The 18,147-nt window shown below is 65.9% G+C and carries 17 protein-coding genes; 16 read left to right on the forward strand and 1 reads right to left on the reverse strand.

Features of this window, described 5'->3' with window-relative positions; translation table 11 throughout:
• The 10 genes from RI578_RS00310 (at nucleotide 1) to RI578_RS00355 (ending at nucleotide 10,588) form a co-directional block, all read left to right on the forward strand.
• On the forward strand, nucleotides 1-276 hold the full coding sequence (locus RI578_RS00310; RefSeq protein WP_310869114.1) for an acyl carrier protein: 276 nt from the start codon (nucleotides 1-3) through the stop codon (nucleotides 274-276).
• Nucleotides 277-383: 107 nt separating this feature from the next.
• Entirely contained in the window at nucleotides 384-1,580 is a 1,197-nt protein-coding gene (locus RI578_RS00315) for a hypothetical protein (RefSeq protein ID WP_310869115.1), read from the forward strand.
• Entirely contained in the window at nucleotides 1,577-2,599 is a 1,023-nt protein-coding gene (locus RI578_RS00320) for a Gfo/Idh/MocA family oxidoreductase (protein WP_310869116.1), read from the forward strand. Before RI578_RS00315 ends, RI578_RS00320 begins: the two co-directional genes overlap by 4 nt.
• Nucleotides 2,589-3,605 carry an aminoglycoside phosphotransferase family protein gene (locus RI578_RS00325; protein WP_310869117.1) on the forward strand — a complete coding sequence of 339 codons (1,017 nt, stop codon included), beginning with the start codon at nucleotides 2,589-2,591 and terminating at the stop codon, nucleotides 3,603-3,605. Before RI578_RS00320 ends, RI578_RS00325 begins: the two co-directional genes overlap by 11 nt.
• Nucleotides 3,602-4,699, forward strand: coding sequence for a hypothetical protein (locus RI578_RS00330; RefSeq protein ID WP_310869118.1), 1,098 nt, complete (start codon nucleotides 3,602-3,604; stop codon nucleotides 4,697-4,699). Before RI578_RS00325 ends, RI578_RS00330 begins: the two co-directional genes overlap by 4 nt.
• Nucleotides 4,666-6,060 carry a condensation domain-containing protein gene (locus tag RI578_RS00335; protein WP_310869119.1) on the forward strand — a complete coding sequence of 465 codons (1,395 nt, stop codon included), beginning with the start codon at nucleotides 4,666-4,668 and terminating at the stop codon, nucleotides 6,058-6,060. Before RI578_RS00330 ends, RI578_RS00335 begins: the two co-directional genes overlap by 34 nt.
• A 61-nt stretch (nucleotides 6,061-6,121) precedes the next feature.
• On the forward strand, nucleotides 6,122-6,865 hold the full coding sequence (gene deoC / locus RI578_RS00340) for a deoxyribose-phosphate aldolase (RefSeq protein WP_310869120.1): 744 nt from the start codon (nucleotides 6,122-6,124) through the stop codon (nucleotides 6,863-6,865).
• 403 nt (nucleotides 6,866-7,268) lie between these two features.
• A complete protein-coding gene (locus RI578_RS00345) occupies nucleotides 7,269-8,384 on the forward strand; it encodes a Gfo/Idh/MocA family oxidoreductase (RefSeq protein ID WP_310875624.1) in 1,116 nt (371 codons plus the stop codon).
• Nucleotides 8,385-8,414: 30 nt separating this feature from the next.
• Nucleotides 8,415-9,362, forward strand: a complete 948-nt coding sequence (locus RI578_RS00350; protein WP_310869121.1) for a glycosyltransferase family 2 protein — start codon at nucleotides 8,415-8,417, stop codon at nucleotides 9,360-9,362.
• Nucleotides 9,363-9,376: 14 nt separating this feature from the next.
• Nucleotides 9,377-10,588, forward strand: a complete 1,212-nt coding sequence (locus RI578_RS00355) for an MFS transporter (protein WP_310869122.1) — start codon at nucleotides 9,377-9,379, stop codon at nucleotides 10,586-10,588.
• A gap of 27 nt (nucleotides 10,589-10,615) precedes the next feature.
• Here the strand turns inward: RI578_RS00355 and RI578_RS00360 are convergent, their stop codons facing one another.
• Entirely contained in the window at nucleotides 10,616-11,830 is a 1,215-nt protein-coding gene (locus RI578_RS00360; protein ID WP_310869123.1) for an MFS transporter, read from the reverse strand.
• A 499-nt stretch (nucleotides 11,831-12,329) separates the two neighbouring features.
• Between RI578_RS00360 and RI578_RS00365 the strand changes: the two genes are divergently transcribed.
• From RI578_RS00365 to RI578_RS00390, 6 genes are read left to right on the forward strand one after another with little or no spacing between them, the layout of a single operon-like run.
• Complete coding sequence (locus RI578_RS00365) at nucleotides 12,330-12,632, forward strand: acyl carrier protein (RefSeq protein WP_310869124.1); 303 nt, start codon at nucleotides 12,330-12,332, stop codon at nucleotides 12,630-12,632.
• Nucleotides 12,633-12,681: 49 nt separating this feature from the next.
• Nucleotides 12,682-13,977 (forward strand): aminotransferase class I/II-fold pyridoxal phosphate-dependent enzyme, encoded by a 1,296-nt coding sequence (locus tag RI578_RS00370; RefSeq protein WP_310869125.1) that lies wholly within the window; start codon nucleotides 12,682-12,684, stop codon nucleotides 13,975-13,977.
• 25 nt (nucleotides 13,978-14,002) lie between these two features.
• A complete protein-coding gene (locus tag RI578_RS00375) occupies nucleotides 14,003-15,055 on the forward strand; it encodes a Gfo/Idh/MocA family oxidoreductase (protein WP_310869126.1) in 1,053 nt (350 codons plus the stop codon).
• Nucleotides 15,056-15,082: 27 nt separating this feature from the next.
• Nucleotides 15,083-16,216, forward strand: coding sequence for a TauD/TfdA family dioxygenase (locus RI578_RS00380; protein WP_310869127.1), 1,134 nt, complete (start codon nucleotides 15,083-15,085; stop codon nucleotides 16,214-16,216).
• A complete protein-coding gene (locus tag RI578_RS00385) occupies nucleotides 16,170-17,453 on the forward strand; it encodes an argininosuccinate synthase domain-containing protein (protein WP_310869128.1) in 1,284 nt (427 codons plus the stop codon). Before RI578_RS00380 ends, RI578_RS00385 begins: the two co-directional genes overlap by 47 nt.
• Complete coding sequence (locus tag RI578_RS00390) at nucleotides 17,440-18,138, forward strand: cyclase family protein (RefSeq protein ID WP_310869129.1); 699 nt, start codon at nucleotides 17,440-17,442, stop codon at nucleotides 18,136-18,138. Before RI578_RS00385 ends, RI578_RS00390 begins: the two co-directional genes overlap by 14 nt.
• Nucleotides 18,139-18,147: the final 9 nt, after the last annotated feature.

Genomic DNA, 18,147 nt, shown 5'->3' on the forward strand with positions numbered 1-18,147 from the left:
ATGAACAGAGCGGCCCAGATCACCGAGCTGGAGTCCCGAGTGCGGAACGTGCTGACGGAGGTACTGGCGGGCAAGATCCTGCCGGAGCAGGTCACGATGGACGCGGACATGGTCCAGGAACTCGGCCTGGATTCCCTGCAGGCCATCCAGTTCCTGCTGCGCGTCGAGGACGAGTTCGACGTAGAGCTGGACTACGAGAACCTGCGGCTGGACCACCTGAGGTCGGTGAGGTTCTTCACTGTGGAGGTCCTTATGCCGCTGGTACGCGAGCAGTGAGCCATGGGTGCCCGTCCAGCGGAGAGGCCGTGCACTTCGGTTCCTTCGACGCTGAACGGCGCTGGCGCCCGGGCGGCCTCGCGTCCCTGCCCATGCTAACCGACCCGATGGCCGACCGTCTCGTGGCCTGCATGGACGAGGCACTATTCGCTGCAGCCACGCCGGGTGATCTGCTGATCACCCGAAGGGCGATAGACAAGGCTCATCTTCGGGCCTTGGAAGCGGCGGGATTCGGATGCGTGCATCGCTACGTGGGTGACGTGGACGGTGCCGCCGACGTTGAGCACCAACTGCTCGAGAACCCCGGACTCCTGCGCGCCATCAGCGAATACCGCCGCCTGAGCCCTTACGCGATCCTTCCCGCGACCGCCGAACTCGCCCGACTGACCGGGCACGCGAACGCCGTACCGTGCGAGGATGACGTGGTCCAGGTCAACAGCAAGGCGTGGTCCAGCCGCCTGTCCGTCCGGCATGGACTGGTGGGTGCCGGTCATGTTGTCAGCTCGACAGCAGAGCTGCACACGGCAGTGCAATCCGCCGCTGACCAGGGCCACCCGGTCATTCTCGTCAAGGATACTTACGGGGTAGCTGGCCGGGGCACCTTCGAGGTGACCTCCGACCGGCGGCTGGCCCGGCTGAGCAAGCACTTGCGCGGCCAGGAGGAGCGAGGGCTGCGCGTCGAGCTCGTGGTGCAGCCGCGCTACGACCGCGTCGCGGACTTCTCCACCCATTTCCATCTCGACCGTGACGGCTCCTGGCGGCTACTCGGTGTGCAGAGCCTGGTCAACTCTGGCTACCGCCATGAAATGTCCGGGCCGGCACCCCGCGCCCTCACGAGCGCACTGCGGCACCCTCCCCACCCGGACGTGTTGGAGACCGTCGCACGCGAACTGGCGGCGGCAGGGTACTTCGGCCCCGTGTGCGTGGACTCCATGGTGCTCCGGAGCGGAACTTGGGTCCCTGTTCTGGAGATAAATGCCCGAATGTCCATGGGCGGTCTGAACCTTCGGCTCGATGAGCGTGTGCGAGAGTACGGTCTGCGCAGCCACCTATGGCAGGAGAACGTGGCCGTCCCGGACGGCTTTGCCATGGACCACTTCCTTCGGGCATTGCGCGCGGAGAAACTGCTTTACGCGGGCGGGAGCGCACCCGGCGTCCTTCCCCTGGTGGGCGGCTCGCTCGCCGCCTCCCGGGGGCGCCTGGTCTGCGCTGTCTTCTGCCCGCCGGAGTCGTTCGCCCGCCTGCGGATACGCACCCGGGCCGCTGCCTCGTCGGCCGGGGTCGTCCTCGCGGGGGCAGCATGACCTGGGGCATCGGCCTGATCGGCGCCACCGGCATCGCCGTACGTGCGGTGATCACCCCGAGCCGGGAACGACGCGACATCACCGTGCGTGCTGTGGCGGCGTCCGACAGGGACCGTGCTTCGGCGTTCGGACAACGGCACCGGGTCAGGGTGCTCTCGAGCTACGAGGACGTGGTGACGGCACCGGATGTCGACATCGTCTACGTCTCGCTGCACAACTCTGCCCACGCCCACTGGGCCCGGATGGCCATCGCTGAAGGAAAGACGGTGCTGGTTGAAAAACCCCTGTGCCTGGGCCTCACGGAGTGCGACACGCTACGGGACGCCGAACACTTCGGCGGCGGGAAGGTCCTGGAGGCGCTCCCTACCCTCCGCCACCCCTGGAGCGACGTCGTACGGCACATGCTGGAAGCGGGGCGGTTCGGCCGGCTCCACGGCCTGCACAGCCGTTTCGGCTTCCAGCCACCCGCTTCCGGCGGATTCCGCCTACGACCCGAGCTCGGCGGCGGCATCTTCCTCGATTCGGCGAGCTACTGGCTCCAGGCGCTCCAGGACACCGTCGGACTGCCCCCGGCCAGCGGCGCTGGCACTGGCACGGCGCGAAGCGTAGAGCCCCATGGCGTCGACCACGCGTTCGAAGCGGAGCTGTCCTTGCCGGGCGCGGCAAAGGCCACCTTGTCGTGTTCCTTCGCTGCACGTCACACCGCTGAGCACGTCTTCGAGTTCGACGAGGCGCGCGTCCGCGTCCGCGGTGTCCTCCTGCCCACAGCGGGTGCGGTGCCGCTGAACGTCGCCGTGCGCACCACAACGGGCCGTACGGAGATCACACGCACGGAGCCGGTGTCGTACTACGTACAGCAACTCGACCGTGTCGCCGACCTGATGAGCGGCCGAGGGGGGCACTGGGGCGCTCAGTTGGCGGCGGCCCGGCCCAGAATCGTCACGATGGAGCGCCTCCACCGGACTGCGCGACGTGAAATCACACCGTCATCTTTGACTGGGAGCAGACATGAGACCTGAGGACCTCGCCCCAGGGGCCGCCGCCCTGCTCGCATCGGTCTCGGTCACACCGGCGGACGTGGCGCAGTGCGCGCCGCTGGCCGGAGGGACCTACAACTCTCTTCTCCGCGTGGTGCTCCGAGACGGCCGCCGATGGGTCGTGAAACGACCGCCGTCCCCGGGCAGCGGGGCGACGCTGGCCTACGAGCACAATTTGCTGCGCGGTGAGACCGAGTACTACGCAGCGGCGCTGAACATTCCGGACGTACCGGTGCCCAGGTTGATCCATGTGGAGTCCGTCGGTGAGCCGCCCGTCGTGGCGGGCCTCGTCATGACCGAATGCTCCGGTGTCCCATGGCACGAGACCGACGCATCCCTCAGCCCAGGTGAACGGACGCGACTGCGGGCGGAACTAGGCAAAGTCGTCGCCCGGCTGCACACCGCAACCGGCCCTGAGTACGGCTACCCCGCCCGGCCCTTCGGCCCGCCGGCCGCCAACTGGAGGCACACATTCGCGGCCATGACAGCCGCCGTCCTGGACGATGCGGTGCGCTACGACGTCCAGCTGCCCCATCCCGTGAAACGGGTGCGCGAGGTGTTCGCCGCGGCCGAACCCGTGCTGGCCGACGTGCCCCGTCCAGTCCTGGTCCACTTCGACCTGTGGCAGGGAAACCTGCTGCTCGACGGCGCGCCGGGAGCCCGGAACCTCAGCGGAGTGATTGACGCGGAGCGGATGTTCTGGGGCGACCCGGTCGCCGAGTTCGTCTCCCTCTCGCTGTTCGGTGACATCGAACAGGACGAAGACTTCCTGGCCGGGTATGCGGCAGCGGGGGGAAACGTGACGTTCACCGACTCCGTACGCCTGCGTCTTCACCTCTATCGCTGCTACCTGTACCTGATCATGCTCGTGGAGGTGGTGCCCCGGCGCTACTCCGCCGAACAGCGGGCTTGGACCCAGCAGCACGCAGGACGCCACTTGGTAGTGAGTCTCGACGCGGTGGCTTCCGCCCTGGTCGGCCGCTCGTGATCGCGATACTGACCTCGGGTGTCGCCCTCGGCGTTCACGTACCGGGGCTGCTGCTCGCCTCCCGCCTCGGCGAACGTGGAGCGAAGGTCGTCGTGGAGGTGATCGAGCGGCTGCTTCCCGATGACCGGCTCCGCATGGTCGAGGCTTCCCGCAGCCTGTTTCACCGGGACTTTCGCGTCGCCCGGGCAGGGCAGCGTCTTGCCGCCGACCCCGCCCAGGCCATCGACGACGCGGCGCTCGTAGCGCTGCACCGGCGCTGGAGGCAGCTCGGCGTGCAGCGTGTGGTGGTGTTCTCCGGATTCTGGCTTGGGGCGCTGGGTCGCCTGTCCGCCCTGGGGCTACGGGTGCCGGAGGTGACCATCTGCCAAGTCGACTCCGTGGAGTCCCCGTCGTTCCAGCGCGCCGCGCCCTCCCCGGTCGGCACGCAGGTCTTCCGGCTCGCCTCGTCGGCCAGCAGCGACCTGCCCTGCACGATCCCGGTCACCCGCCGGCCGCCGGTGCGGTGGCCAGAACGCGGCGGACGGCTCCTTGTGCACGGCGGCGGCTGGGGTATGGGCACCTATCGGCAGCGCGCGGCAGATCTCTCCGCCGCGGGGCACGCTCTCGACCTCGTCGTCCACGAGCTGGATGAGGCCGCGTCCGCGCCCGCGGGAACCCGCGCGTACCTGATGGACCCGTCCTGGCATCCGTGGCACGACGACGGATATCCGCCGCTCGGCCACCTCGCTCCCGGACAGGACCCTCGCACGGTGAAATTCCGGCGCGGCACCGCTCACCACTCCTCCTTCGACCTGGCCCGCGAGGCCATAGCCATGGTCAGCAAACCTGGCGGCGGTACTCTCTTGGACTCCCTGTGGTCCGCCACGCCCCTCGTCCTGCTCGAACCCTCGGGACAGCACGAGGAGCACAACGCCCGCCTCTGGTGCGACCTGGGCTTCGGCATCAGGTTCGAGCAGTGGCAGGACGCCGGCTTCGTCGCCGAATACTTGCGGCCCCTTCACGAGGCTCTGCTCACCGCAGGCACGGGACCGGCGCGCCCACTCGACATGGTGGAGGCGCTATGCGCCAGGAAGGGATCCTCATGTATGCGATGAAACTGGTGCACGCAGATCGCAGAGCGGCATTGCAGGCGTCCTTCACGCAGGAGGAACGGCTGGCCGCCGGGCGGGATGTGCACCTCCAGAACAACGTACTGACGTTCGGTTGCGTCGTCGAAGGCCCGCTGGACACAGGACGGCTCCGGCAAGCGTATCTGGCACTCCAGCAGCGTCACGAGAGCTTGCGCCTCGTCTTCCCAGGCCGCCCCGGGGGCGATGAGGCCGCGGAGTTGCGCGCACCCCAGGACGCTGGCTTCCAAGTCGTCGATGTCGGGGCCGACGACTCCACCAGCCTCCATCGTGCCCGGTCCGTGATCGCCGAGGCCGCTGCGGTGCCGTTCGACCTGGCGAAGGGCCCGCTCGTCAGGTTGCTGTGTGTGCGGATCTCTCCGGCTCTGCACGTCGTGGGGTTCGTGATCGACCACATCATTGTCGACGGTGAGTCCTGCCGGATCATGGCCGAGGACCTGTTCAGAATCTACGCGGCGGACACCGAGGCGCTGGCCGCCATCAGCACGCAGTTCCTCGACTTCGCCCACTCTGAGCGCCTCCACCTGCGGGGACCGACCCTCGACAGACTCCTGTCGTACTGGCGCCGCAAACTCGACGGTGTCGGGGCCATTCCGCCCTCCCACTTACACGATCCCCATGCAAGCGACGCACTCCAGCCGGCACCGAGCCATCAACTCTTGGTGCGCCGGGCCACGATCGAACCGTCGTCGTGCGGTCGGCTGCGACAGGCCGTGCGGCGACAACGCGTGACCCTGACGGCGGTGTTCGCCGCCGCCCTGAAGGACGTCATGCGCCGACGCCGACTGACTCTCGGCATGAACCCGGACCAGGCCGGTGACGTGGCAGTCATGGGTTCGATCAGCAATCGCCATCGCGACGATGTGCTGCACTCAGTCGGGTACTTCGCCACGCCGTGCGTCCTGCGTACCGACCTGAGCGACGCGCCCCCCTTCACCGAACTCGTTCGGCGTGAGACCGGAACGCTCCTCGGCGTCCTGCGGCACCAGGAGTTGCCGCACGCCTTGATGACCCGGGAACTTGATCCACAGCGCTACGGCGTGCGCCATCGGGGCGACCCCGGCGCAGTGCCCGCGTACGTCAACTTCGACGTTTCACAGGCCGGGACCGGCTGGTCGTTCACTGACGAGTCCTTGCGCGTGACGATGATCCGGATTCCGCGCAACGAGGTGCCCCGAGGAGGGGTGCGGTTGCTCGTGCGGGACGGGAAGGAGCATGTCCTCGTGGAACTGCGCACGGACGAATCCCGGTTCGGGCCGCGCTGGGCAGACGCGTTCCTCACCGATTATCTGACGCTGCTCAAGGCCTTCACCGAACAGGCACCGTAGGGCCAGCCAGGCGAATTCCCCGTACCGACCATGTATATCCAGACCTCCGGAGACAGCCACGATGACCGACGACCTCACCCTCGCCGCCCTCACGCGTACCAGCGGACTCGGAGTGGCCGAGGTGGCCAAAATGATCGACCACTCCTTGCTGCGGCCCGAACTCACCTGGCCCGAGGTGCGCACAGGATGTGCACTGGCTGCCCGGTACGCGGTGGCTTCCGTCTGCGTCAAACCCACCGACGTTGGGCCAGCAGCCAGGGAAATGGCCGGGACAGGCACTGCGGTGGGGACGGTGATCGGCTTCCCGCACGGTGCGTCCGTGACATCGGTCAAGACCGCTGAGGTGCACGCAGCGCTGGCGGACGGTGCTGTGGAGTTCGACATGGTCATCAACATCGCCCGGCTCCGAGCAGGGGACGAAGCCGCTGTAAGTGCCGACATAGCGGCCGTCGTCGAGGCCGCTCAGGGCGGACTGGTAAAGGTCATTCTGGAAAACGCCTACCTGACGGACCGGGAGAAGATCCGGGGCTGCGTCGTAGCAGAGTCCGCCGGTGCGCACTTCGTGAAGACCTCTACGGGCTTCGCCCCCACGGGAGCCACCCTGAGCGACGTACGGCTGATGCGCTCGCAGGCCCCTCCCCACATGGGTGTGAAAGCGGCCGGTGGAGTGCGTAGTCTCGACGCCCTGCTGGACATGTTCGAAGCGGGTGCCAGCCGCTTCGGAGCCACGGCCACTGCCGCCATCCTCGACGAACTGGCTATGCGCCACACCGGGCAACCGGAAGCGAGCCAACCGACCGAGTGAGGCCCACCCGTGGCGCCAACAGGCGGACAGCAGACGGCGGAATCGAGTCAACTCTCGGCGGGAGTCCTGTCCAGCCAGGACCGGCGTTCCGCGAGCCGTGACGGTTGGCCAATGCCCACTGGTATGCCGGTCGGCGGCGCCCTGTCGAATGCGATCCCCGCGACGGGCCCCTGCCCTTTCCCCTCCGGACAGAACCCACACAAGGTCACCATTTCGGGCGGCTGTTCCAGGCCGACAAGTGATGCGATCACCGAATAACAGCATTGACCTGAAGGTGGCGTCCGAGGTTGGATGATTCACACCCACAAAGTCAACTGTGCTCAGTTCTGCCCGGCCTGGACGAGTCCTCCCGACCGGGGCATCATGGGGGAGAATCTTGACTCGTTCCATCGGTATTGCGTTAGTGGGGTGTGGCTATGTGGCCGACTTCTATATGGCCACCCTTCCCAATTATGCGCACCTTCGGCTCATCGGTGTTTACGATGCCAGTGCAGAGCGTGCGGGAAAGTTCTCGGCCCATTACGGTGTGCCGTTGTACGTTTCGCTGGAGGAAATACTCCACGACACCTCTGTAGAAATAGTTGTCAACCTCACTAATCCGCACAGCCACTACGACGTGTCTCGCCGTGCTCTTGAGGCGGGTAAACACGTCTACTCGGAGAAGCCTTTCGCACAGGAGTGGGAGCAGGCCAAGGAGCTGGTGGCGCTTGCCGAGCAGCGGAGCCTCATCCTCTCGTCCGCGCCCTGCTCCCTGCTCGGGGAGACCGCCCAGACCCTGTGGCGGGCATTGCGGCAGGACACCATTGGCCGACCGCGTCTGGTTTACGCGGAGCTTGACGACGGAGCCATCCACCAGATGCCCTACCGAGACTGGATCAGCCCGTCGGGTGCCCCCTGGCCCTACGCCGACGAATTCCGCGTCGGCCCCACGCTGGAGCACGCGGGGTACTACCTGACCTGGCTCACCGCGTTCTTTGGGCCAGCTGCGGAAGTCGTGGCGTTCGCGGCTCTCGTGCAACCGGAGAAGCTGGACGGTTCGCGGCCAGGCTTCTTCGCCGCCGACTTCACGTCGGCGTGCATCACCTTCCATTCCGGGGTCGTGGCCCGGCTGACGTGCAGCACCGTGGCCCCCGAGAACCACACCCTGCAGATCGTCGGGGACGAAGGGGTGCTGGCCACCTCGGAATGCTGGGACTACGAAGCCGAGGTGACCCTGCGCAAGCGGGTGCGCGGGACCGACTCTGCGCACCATTACCTGACAGAGCACCAGGTGGTTCCCCTCGCCCGGCCCGCCGGCCGCCGCTTCCGGTACCAGGACACCCATGACATGGATTTCGCACGCGGGGTCGCGGACATGGGCGCGGCGGTGGTCGGAGACGGGGCTCCGGTACTGGGGGCCCGGCACGCTCTGCATGTCCTGGAGATCACCCTGGCCATCGCCCAATCGACGGGCGGCGCCAAAACAGTGATCACTTCCAAATTCGATGAACCACGGCCGATGCCGTGGGCTTTGCACTGACGACTCTCCGTGAATGGAGGCAGTAAGAAGATGATTTCTCCGGCAACTGCGACCTTCGTCATGCCGCACTATGCAGACGCCGCCAGGGCGGAAGATTATCTGGTGCAGACTCTGAAGAGTCTGCACCAGCAGACGGACCCTGATTGGCAGCTCGTCATCGTTGACGACGCCTCACCGGGGGCGCGGGACCGAAAACGGATCAAGATACTCCAGGACCTACACCCGGATCGTATATTCGTCATTCAGCAGACGGTGAATCGCGGCCAGGGATTCTGCAGAAATGTCGGCGTTCAATGGGCCAAGGAGCGCGGATCGCGCTTCGTGTTATTCCAGGATGCAGACGACATCGCCCACCCCAGGCGTCTGGAGGTGACCCGCCGCGCCTTCAAGCAGCGGCCCGACGTGGACTTCGTGTACTCGACGTTCTCCGTCATCGACGAGCACGGCAGTGGCGTTCCGACGACGCGTCTCACACCGTCGCTGCTGGAGATCATCGAGTCACACCGGGTGGATCCGGTCGAAGGCCCCCGTGCATGGATTCGCATGGGCGTCGACACCGGTTACACCACGCTCACTTCGACAGTCGCCGTGCGCACCGAACTGGCTGTCAACCACCCCTTCCCTCATGTACGGGCCTCCGAGGACGCACACGCCTGGTTCAGGATGGCCGCGGGAGGGACCTCGGTCGCTTACCTGCCGTCCATAGGCTGCCTGTACCGGGTGCCGCAGGAAATAGCGGGGTCGTCCGACCGTAACCGCATCGGCGCGGACTACTACCAGCGCAAGGCCGAGGTCGACACCGACGGGTTCTTCGAAGCAATCTCCATATCCCTGCAACGGCAGACCATCCAGCTCCACGAGGTGCGCGGTCTCAAGAACGCCTTCCTGCGGCGCCTCGCGCTCACGATGGAACGGGAAGGCCAGCACAATGTGGCCAGGGAGATCCTCGGTGCGGTCGGCCAGGTCGGCGTCCGGTAGCCGTCGATCTCATCATGGCACTGCAGTCATCTTCCCCCGCCGGGCAGCTCAGCCGTGCGCGCCGTTCGGTCTCGGGCTACTTCTTCATCAACGGTGTCGCTTTCTCCTCCTGGGTGGCCCGCATCCCCGACATCAAGGAGCGTCTCGGGCTCAGCGACGGGCTCCTGGGCGCCGCCCTGCTGGTTGCCGCGGTGGGCACCGTGCTGGGGCTCGCCAGCGTCGGGCGCTATGTCGACCAGCTGAGCGCGGACTCCGTCAGCAGGTGGGCCTCGGCCGCCGTGTCAATCGGTCTCGTCGGGCCCGGCCTGGCACCGAACCTGACAGTGCTGATGGCCTCGCTGATGTTCTTCGGCCTCGCGGGCGGTGCGTACAACGTGTCGATGAACGCTCAGGCCGTCGCGGTGGACCGGGCCTATGGTCGACAGATCATCACCTCATTTCACGCCGCCTACAGCGTCGGTGGTCTGCTTGGATCCGCCCTGGGAAGCCTTGCCGTGCGCCTCGATGTCGCACCGGCCGTGTCCTTCCCCGTTCTGGCCGGAGCCCTAATGGCAGGTGCGCTGGCATGCGGGCGCGGCCAGGTGCGGACCGCCGCCTTTGGGCAGCCCCCGGCGCCGGGTGGCGCGCGGCAGCGAGTGCGACGGCTAGACGGCCGTCTCATGCTGCTCGGCGCCTGCTGTTTCGCGTGCCTGCTCGCCGAGGGAGCGATCGCTGACTGGAGTGGGGTCTATCTCAGGGAGGATGTCGCGCTGTCCGCGGCGCTCGCCCCGACGGGCTACATGTTTTTCTCCGTAGCCATGGCGAGCGGCCGGCTCGTCGCGGACCGGCTGGCGGCGTCGATCGGTGCCAAGCGCCTGGTCACCTGCTCCGCGCTGCTCGCGAGCGGGGGGTTGTGTACCGGCCTGCTCAGCAACCAGGGCACGGCGGCGGTCATCGGGTTCGGGGTCTTCGGCGCGGGCCTCGCGTGTGTGATGCCGCAGATGTTCAAGGTGGCAGGGAACCTCTTCCCGCACGAGACGGGCCGGGCGGTCGCCGCCGTTGCGACGCTGGGTTACGCCGGTCTACTCAGCGGCCCGCCGCTGATCGGGCTGCTGGCCCATCTGCTGGGGCTGCCGACGGCCTTGGGTCTGCTGGTCCTGCTCATGCTCTTCGTCGCTCTCGCTTCTCGTATCATCACCACCTGGTCCTCCAAGGACTCCCGGCCCGCTGAGCGGCCCTCCGGGTGATCGGTTGGGCCCTGACCGCACCGCCCGCTACTGCGGTGACCCCACGACTTCACCGGGAGGCTGCTCTGGGGAGCGGTCGACGTACCGAATCCGCCCGACCAGGGCAGCAAGCAGGATGCTCGCTATTACGATCGAGCCCAGCGCGGCGCGCAGACCGACTGCACCGCTCAGCACACCGATCAACGCCGGCGCGGCCACCGTCGCTCCGGGCATCTGCCCTATCTCCACGACCGAGACTCCTTCGCTCGCGGTGAGGTCCTCCTGGTTCCCTGCGAAGGTGTAGACGTTCGGGTTGACGCAAGCCATCCCCACACTGAGGACGATGAACCCGATGATCGCCGCCACTGGGTTCGCGATGATGAGGCAGAGTCCGAACCCGGCGGCGGCGAACAATGTGGAGAGGCGGACGATGCGTACCGCGCCGAGGCGGGCCGTGGCGCGGTCGACGAAGAGCATGGCAAGTGTCCCCGCCGTGGCGGCGGCCGTGTAGGTAGCTCCGCCGAGAACCGGCCCTCCTCGCATGGTGTCCGTTACGTAGATTGCGCTCCACAGGATCGACGACTCGGTCACGTATCCCGTCAGAAAGGCCATCATGGCGATGGGCAGCATCCTTCGGTTGAACCGTCTGCGCAGGGGGATCCGAGCGGTCTTCGCCGAGTTGGTGGCCTCCTCCGGAAGCCACCGAGCCACCGCAGCCAGGCACGCTCCGAGCAGCCCGCTGGAGACAGTGAACTGCACCCAGGGCGGAACGCCGAACGCCGCCGCCGCGGTACCGGTCGCTCCGCCGGCCAGCGTTCCCAACCCGAAGCAGGCATCGAAGCTGCCCATGAGCGGCCGTCCGTAACGGCTCTGGACTTCCAATGCCATGGCGCCCATGGGGATGTCCATGATGTGAGCTACCAACGCCCACGTTGTCAGCCCCAGAACCACCGCACCGAAGCTGGGCGATGCTGCCATGAGCGGCACGGTGAGCAGGACGAGACAGGCGCCAGCCAATGCGAGCACCACGTTTCTCACCCGGCCGACGAGCAACACGATGGTGCAGAGGCCGACGATATTCCCGATGCTCGGGACAGTGTTGGCCAGCCCCCACAGTGCGTCGTCCGCGCCTACCTGTCGGCGTACCTCCGGCACACGAGCCGCCCACCCTCCGATGGGCATGCTCATGATGATGTAGAGCAGGCCGACGGCCAAGCGCGCGCGTCGCTTTGCGCGCGCGGATGTTGTCTCCTCCAGCTCCACAGGGCTGCCTGAACGGCGCACCGGGGGATTATTGTCTCGGCCTAATTCCGACATGCTGAAATAGCCCTTCACGCCGTTTCGCCGGCGTTGCGTGAGGCGCAGTACCGTGAAAAATCCGAGATCGTTGAGCGATACGCTACGAACGGACTGTGCGTCCCGTCAAGAAGCGCTCCGGAAGTCCGCCATGCCCCGACTTGCGCCACGGGCGATCTGGCCGGATAAAGCGTTCAGGCTGGTCAGAACCGGAGCGGAGTCGCATGGAGGCCAATATCCTTGGCCAGAACTCGACTTCCTCCCCCTGTGACGGGTAGGTACTGTTGGGCCCCAAGATCCGATCGGTGTCGAGCTGACCGTTGCGAAGTCTGACAATGACGAGTAAATGACCTCGGAGCAGGCCTTCCGTCCCATCGCCCTCAACCGGAAGAGTGCCAACGGCGTGTGCCTTGCGTACGGCGCCGGGCACCCCGTTTAGGGCGCCGCCGGTTAACACGGTGAGTGCATGTCTCCTTTCCGGGCATCAGAAAGCAGCGCGCTTGTGGGTACTACATCCTCACGTCTGGCCGAGATTCGCGTGATACTCGAGGAGGAGTTCGCTTGCGACCTCACGGATATCAGCCTGGAACCGTCTTTGCCGCTTGGTCATGACGGGGTCGGCCTGGACTCGCTGATGATCGTGGACCTACTCGCCAGATTGGAGTCGCGATATTCCACCGAAGTGGACATTTCCGACCTGATGGCTGGCGCTACCAGTATTACTGTCCAGGACCTTCTCCGGATCACTGACGGCTTGCCGCAACGGTAGGAACCGCCGATCGAACTGAGCCGTTCTCATCAGACCAGCAGGAGAAACGTTGCCTGACCGTACTCTGCTCGCAGATTTTGGCGGGAACCCCGTAAGGACCTCAGAATGGCCGTTATGGCCCAGACTCGATCCCGATACGAAAGCGATCCTTGCAGACGTCCTGGAGTCGGGGCGGTGGGCGATCAGCGAGGACCACAACGGCCAGCAGTTGTATGAGCGGCAGTTCGCCGACGCCTTCGCGCAGTATCACGGCGTACCCCACTGCGTCCCCACGAGCAGTGGCACTGCGTCATTGACCATCGCGTTCGAAGCGCTCGGCCTCTCGCACGGCGCCGAAGTACTCGTGCCGGGCCTCACCTGGGTGGCGTGCGCGTCGGCGGCGGCGAACCTGGGGCTCGTGCCGGTCCTGGTCGACGTTGACCCGGAAACACTCTGCATGGACCCGAAGGCGGCCGAGGCGGCTATCACGAACAGGACCGAGGCCGTGCTCCTCGTCCACTACGGCAGCAGCATCGCCGACATTGACGCGTTCATGTCGCTTTGCGAGCGGCGCGGTCTGGCACTCATCGAGGACTGTGCCCAGGCCCATGGCGCCATGTATCGAGACGCGCGCGTAGGCACCTACGGAGTCGTGTCCGCCTACAGCATGCAGGAGTCGAAGCTGCTGACCTCGGGGGAAGGCGGTGCGTGCCTGACCCGGGACGCGAATCTCTACGAGCGTCTCGTGGAGTACCGCGCCGATGGCCGGCGATACGCCGACGATCCCGGCGTGCGGGAGCCCAATCTCCGAGATGTCGGCACGGTGCAGGGCCGTAATCTCTGTCTGACGGAGATCGGGTCCGCGCTGTTGCTCGGTGGTCTGCGGCGCCTCGACGCGGAGAACGAACGGCGGTCGGCGAACGCGGCACATCTGTCTTCGCTCATCGAGAAGACGGGCTACGCACACTCGGTCCAGGCCAGGCCAGGGGTCACCAAGAGGGCCTACTACCGGTACTGCATCCGGCTCGACCCGGGAGTCATCGAGGGCGTTTCCGTCGATCGGGCGCTGAGCACCCTGAGCAGGGAGCTGCGTCTGCACTGCGAACCGCTGCACGAGCCACTCAACGCCTGCCGCCTCTACGACCCGCGACGGTCTCCGCACAAGTACGACCCCGCCCTGCTACCGCTACTGGACCCCACCCGGTTCGAACTGCCGAACGCACACGAGGCCCGCTCGCTGTTCCTCACCATCCCGCACCGGGCCCTTCTGGGCACCGCGGCAGACATGGACGACATCGCCCAGGCCATCGACAAGGTCATGACGAACGTCGACGCGCTCCGTTCCGAAGCGCTGATGGTGCCATGAGGCGTGCAGAGGAATGTGAGGTTGCATGACACTGCCGGACAAGCCGACAGCGGTCGGGGTCGTGGGCTGCGGCGAAATAGCGCAGATCATGCACCTACCGAATCTGCGCGAGCTGGATGACCGGTTCCAACTGCTCTCCGTATGCGACAACGACCCTGAAGTCCTGAAGTCGGTCGCCCACCGGTTTGGTGTGGAGAACGCTCACACCGACGCGCGGTATGTCCTCGAGGACAGAGCCGTCGAGGCTGTGGTGATCGCTACCTCCGGTGATCACGCCGGCCTCGTGGAACAGGCATTGGACGCAGGGAAGCACGTCTTCGTCGAGAAGCCGCTTTGCTACTCGGTCGCCGACGCCCGCCGGATCGCCGAGCATGCCCGGGCGGCGGGGCTGACCGTCATGGTGGGGTACAGCAGAATCTTCGACACGGCCTTCGACGAGTTCCACCGGCTGGCGAATGAACAACCGCCGGGACGGCTCATCACGAGTACCGCCGTGCTGCCGGACGACTACTTCTACCGGGCACATCACAGCGTCACGCACTGCACATCACCCGCCGCAGACAACACTGCGGCGGCCGAACCGACCTGGCCGTACTTGTTCGAGGAAGTGCTCCACAACCTCGCCACACATGAGCTGTACTGCCTGCGGCATGTTTTCCGGTCCGGATTCCACCTGAAGAGTGCCACTCCTCTCCTCGGACGCCGCGGAGTTCACGCGCTGTGGGAATCCGAAGACGGCGACACTGCCTCGATGACGTTGGCCGTGATGACCGGGTTGTCGGGCGGTTACCGCGAGGAGTTTCACGTTTCCACCCCTATGTCACAGACCACGCTCACGTACCCCTCGGTGTATCTCAAGAACACGCCGGCGACCGTGCACCACTCGTTCTCGGAAGGGTCGCACGGACCGCTACGTTCGCAGGTGTACGAAGGATCGTACGAGGATCCGTTCAAACGCGAGCTTGAGCACTTTGCCGACGTTCTGGCGGCGAAGAGGGTGAGCCGGTGCAGCGCGGAGGACGCAATTCACGACATACAGATGATAGCGGAGATCTACGACCGGGCCAGAAATGCGTAGATGCCACATCCTCGGAAAGTCCGTACAATGACGAATCGCATCTCAGTGGATCAGTCAGGTAACCTCTTTCCTGAGCTCCTCCCGCCGTTCACGTTGGACGGGCAGGAGCGATCGGCGCTGACGGCGGACTGCAGAAAAATTGCCGAAGGTACTCCGTTCACAGATCTGGACAGCAACGCCGCGCTCTCGTCCATGGTGTCCGGCGCCCGCCATCTGCCCGCCCGACTGGTGGAAGAACTCACCCATTTCCGCTGGACGAGCAATGATCACGGAGCCCTGGTGATAAGCGGCTTGCCGCTGGATCCGGTACTGCCGGACACACCGACTGACGAAGATAAGTTGCCGTCGAGACAGCCTGCCGACATACCGATATGCACGACGGTACAGTTGCTTATCCTCAGCGTACTGGGTGATCTCATCTCGTACGCTGAAGAAAAGGCTGGAGCGCTGGTTCAGGACGTCGTCCCGAAGCCGGGAATGGAAGCTCGGCAGGAAAACGTCGGCAGCTCACTCCTGGAACTGCACACAGAGAACGGATTCCATCCCACCAGACCTGACTTCATCACACTGCTGTGTCTCCGACCTGACCGCGACGATCGCGCCCAGACGGTGGTCGCCGGCATGCGCCACGCTCTCCCTCTGGTATCGCGTGACGCCATCGAGATCCTCCGGCAGCCGTACTTCCGGGTCGCCTACAGTTCGTCTTTCGTCGGCCCTGGCAAGCGTGTTTACTGCGATCCGATCCCCGTTCTAAGCGACTCGGGCGGAGCCGAGAGCATGGTCGTTGATCTGCACGGTATGGAGGCCACGACGGTCAGCGCCCAGACGGCGCTGACCGAGCTATTTGATGCTCTGCGGCAGTCCGTGGTGGGTGTGCGGCTGCGTCCTGGCGATTTACTGGTGGTCGACAACCGCACGGCGGTCCACGGCCGGACGGCATTCGTGCCTCGCTTCGACGGCTGTGACCGCTGGTTGCGCCGTGCTTTCGCGATCAACGATCTTCGTCGATCCGAAGCCGGGCGACCGCCCTACTCCCGGGTGATCCGTCGCAGCGTTCCCCCGCACGTTTCCCGCTTGTCCGGTGCCGACACCCATACGAGGGAAGGGAGCCGCGATGCTGCTCACGACGAGTCTGGAGGACCTCTCGGAGAAGGTGCCTGATCGCCCTCTCGTCCTCTACTCGGGTGGCGTTGACGGAACGTATCTCCTCAAGTGGCTGGTGGACCGTTCCGCCAACCCTCTGGCCCTGGTGATCGACCTGGGAACCAATGCCGACCCGGCCGCGACAGCACGGGCCGACGCCCTCGGTGTGGAGGTAGAGCGAGTCGATGCCACAGAGGAGTTCTTCCGGGAATTCCTGCCAGCCGCGATTCACGCCGACGCTTATTACGAAGGGCTCTACCCGATCGGCTCGAGCATCTCCCGGCCCCTGATGGGACGGCTCGCGGCGCAAGTCGCCCGGCAGCGCGACTGTGACACTATCTGCCACAGCGCGACAGCCATGCAGAACAGCGGCGTACGGCTGTCGGCCGCAATCGCCCACTTCAGCCCTGAGCTGCCACTCGCAGCTCCCTTTCTGCAGTCGGCGGTGTCCCGGGAGCGCATGGTCTCCGAACTCACTTCTATCGGGATCGAGTTCCCCCACGGCGTACACAGCATCGACACCAACCCGTGGGCCCGAGTCATCGAGTGCGGCAGCCTCGACAGCCCCGAGAACGAGCTGGACTCCGATGTCTTCCAGTGGTCGGCCACGCCGGATACCGCCTTTAAGGCCGGACCAGAGGTGATCGAGCTGGCATTCGATCGCGGCCTGCCAGTCTCGCTCAACGGCAAGGGCATGCCCCTGGCGTCGTTGGTCCCACAGCTGAACGAAATGGCGGGCGCCCGCGGGGTCGGCCGGTTTTCCGGACTCGAAGACACCTTCATGAGGGGCAAGAACCACGAGGTCAGGGAAGCACCGGCGGCATCCGTCATCACCACCGCGCATCGCGCTTTGGCCAACGCGGTCTTCGAGGGAAAGGAGTACGCCGTCCGGAACTTTCTCGCGACGGCTTGGACGCACTCCGTCGTGGAGGGCGGCTGGTACAACCACACGACCCAGTGCGTGCGGGACGCGCTGGAACAACTGGACCGCATCGTCACCGGAGTGGTGCGCCTGCGCATCTTCGCGGGAAGTGTTGGCGTCGAGCGGCTGGAGTCGCCGCACGGCCTCTATCGCCACCGGCTCACCGGCCCCGGGTGGCCCAGCGACCACACCGGCGCGCACGGGTCGCTGATTGCGACGCTGGCGCACATCGAGGAACTGCGACGCGACGACACCGACGACGGACCGGATCACGGCCGCACGGCCGAGGACGTACACCCCAGCGAGAGGAAACCGAAGTATGACGGCCGCTGACATCGTGGACCTGAGTCACCCAGTCCGCCACGGCATGGTGACCTACCCTGGGCTGCCCGGTCCGGAGGTCACGACCCAGATGTCCCGCGAGGAGTCGCGAACGCGGTACGCCGACGGCGTGGAGTTCCACATAGGCCGCATCAGCATGGTGGCCAACACGGGAACTTACCTGGACGCGCCATTCCACAGGTACAGCGACGGTGCAGACACATCCGGGGTCGCCCTCGACCGAGTCGTCGATGTCGAAGGTGTCGTCGTACGTACCAAGGAGACGGGTGAGGTCGGCCCGGAAGCCATCGACAGGGCAGCTGTAGCAGGCAAGGCCGTCCTTTTCCATACCGGTTGGGACGCACACTGGGGCACAGGCCGGTACTTCTCGGATACTCATCCTTTTCTGGGACGCGCCGCGGCCGAGCTCCTCGTGGAACTGGAGCCCGCGGTCGTGGGGATCGACTCCGTCAACATTGACTCGATGACCGACAGGTCGCGGCCGGCGCACTCATTGCTGCTGGAGCAGGGAATCCCGATCGTCGAGCACCTCCATCACCTGGACAAGTTGCCGACCTCCGGGTTCCGGTTCTTCGCGCCGCCGCTTGCGGTGGTGGGACTCGGTACGTGCTCCGTTCGGGCGTTCGGGGTCGTCGACCGGGACGGCGCTCCGCACGCCACCCCGAAAACCCGTTGAAGGGAGGAG

This window comes from Streptomyces sp. BB1-1-1, from assembly GCF_031597775.1.
Lineage (GTDB): Bacteria > Actinomycetota > Actinomycetes > Streptomycetales > Streptomycetaceae > Streptomyces > Streptomyces thinghirensis.

Excerpts from the sequence above, each read along its gene's own strand:
- RI578_RS00375 (WP_310869126.1), top strand. The coding sequence starts at position 14,003 with ATGACACTGCCGGACAAGCCGACAGCGGTCGGGGTCGTGGGCTGCGGC.
- RI578_RS00350 (WP_310869121.1), top strand. The coding sequence starts at position 8,415 with ATGATTTCTCCGGCAACTGCGACCTTCGTCATGCCGCACTATGCAGAC.
- RI578_RS00320 (WP_310869116.1), top strand. The coding sequence starts at position 1,577 with ATGACCTGGGGCATCGGCCTGATCGGCGCCACCGGCATCGCCGTACGT.
- RI578_RS00355 (WP_310869122.1), top strand. The coding sequence starts at position 9,377 with ATGGCACTGCAGTCATCTTCCCCCGCCGGGCAGCTCAGCCGTGCGCGC.
- RI578_RS00310 (WP_310869114.1), top strand. The coding sequence starts at position 1 with ATGAACAGAGCGGCCCAGATCACCGAGCTGGAGTCCCGAGTGCGGAAC.
- RI578_RS00380 (WP_310869127.1), top strand. The coding sequence starts at position 15,083 with ATGACGAATCGCATCTCAGTGGATCAGTCAGGTAACCTCTTTCCTGAG.
- RI578_RS00315 (WP_310869115.1), top strand. The coding sequence starts at position 384 with ATGGCCGACCGTCTCGTGGCCTGCATGGACGAGGCACTATTCGCTGCA.
- RI578_RS00325 (WP_310869117.1), top strand. The coding sequence starts at position 2,589 with ATGAGACCTGAGGACCTCGCCCCAGGGGCCGCCGCCCTGCTCGCATCG.
- RI578_RS00365 (WP_310869124.1), top strand. The coding sequence starts at position 12,330 with ATGTCTCCTTTCCGGGCATCAGAAAGCAGCGCGCTTGTGGGTACTACA.
- RI578_RS00390 (WP_310869129.1), top strand. The coding sequence starts at position 17,440 with ATGACGGCCGCTGACATCGTGGACCTGAGTCACCCAGTCCGCCACGGC.
- RI578_RS00385 (WP_310869128.1), top strand. The coding sequence starts at position 16,170 with ATGCTGCTCACGACGAGTCTGGAGGACCTCTCGGAGAAGGTGCCTGAT.
- deoC (WP_310869120.1), top strand. The coding sequence starts at position 6,122 with ATGACCGACGACCTCACCCTCGCCGCCCTCACGCGTACCAGCGGACTC.
- RI578_RS00335 (WP_310869119.1), top strand. The coding sequence starts at position 4,666 with ATGCGCCAGGAAGGGATCCTCATGTATGCGATGAAACTGGTGCACGCA.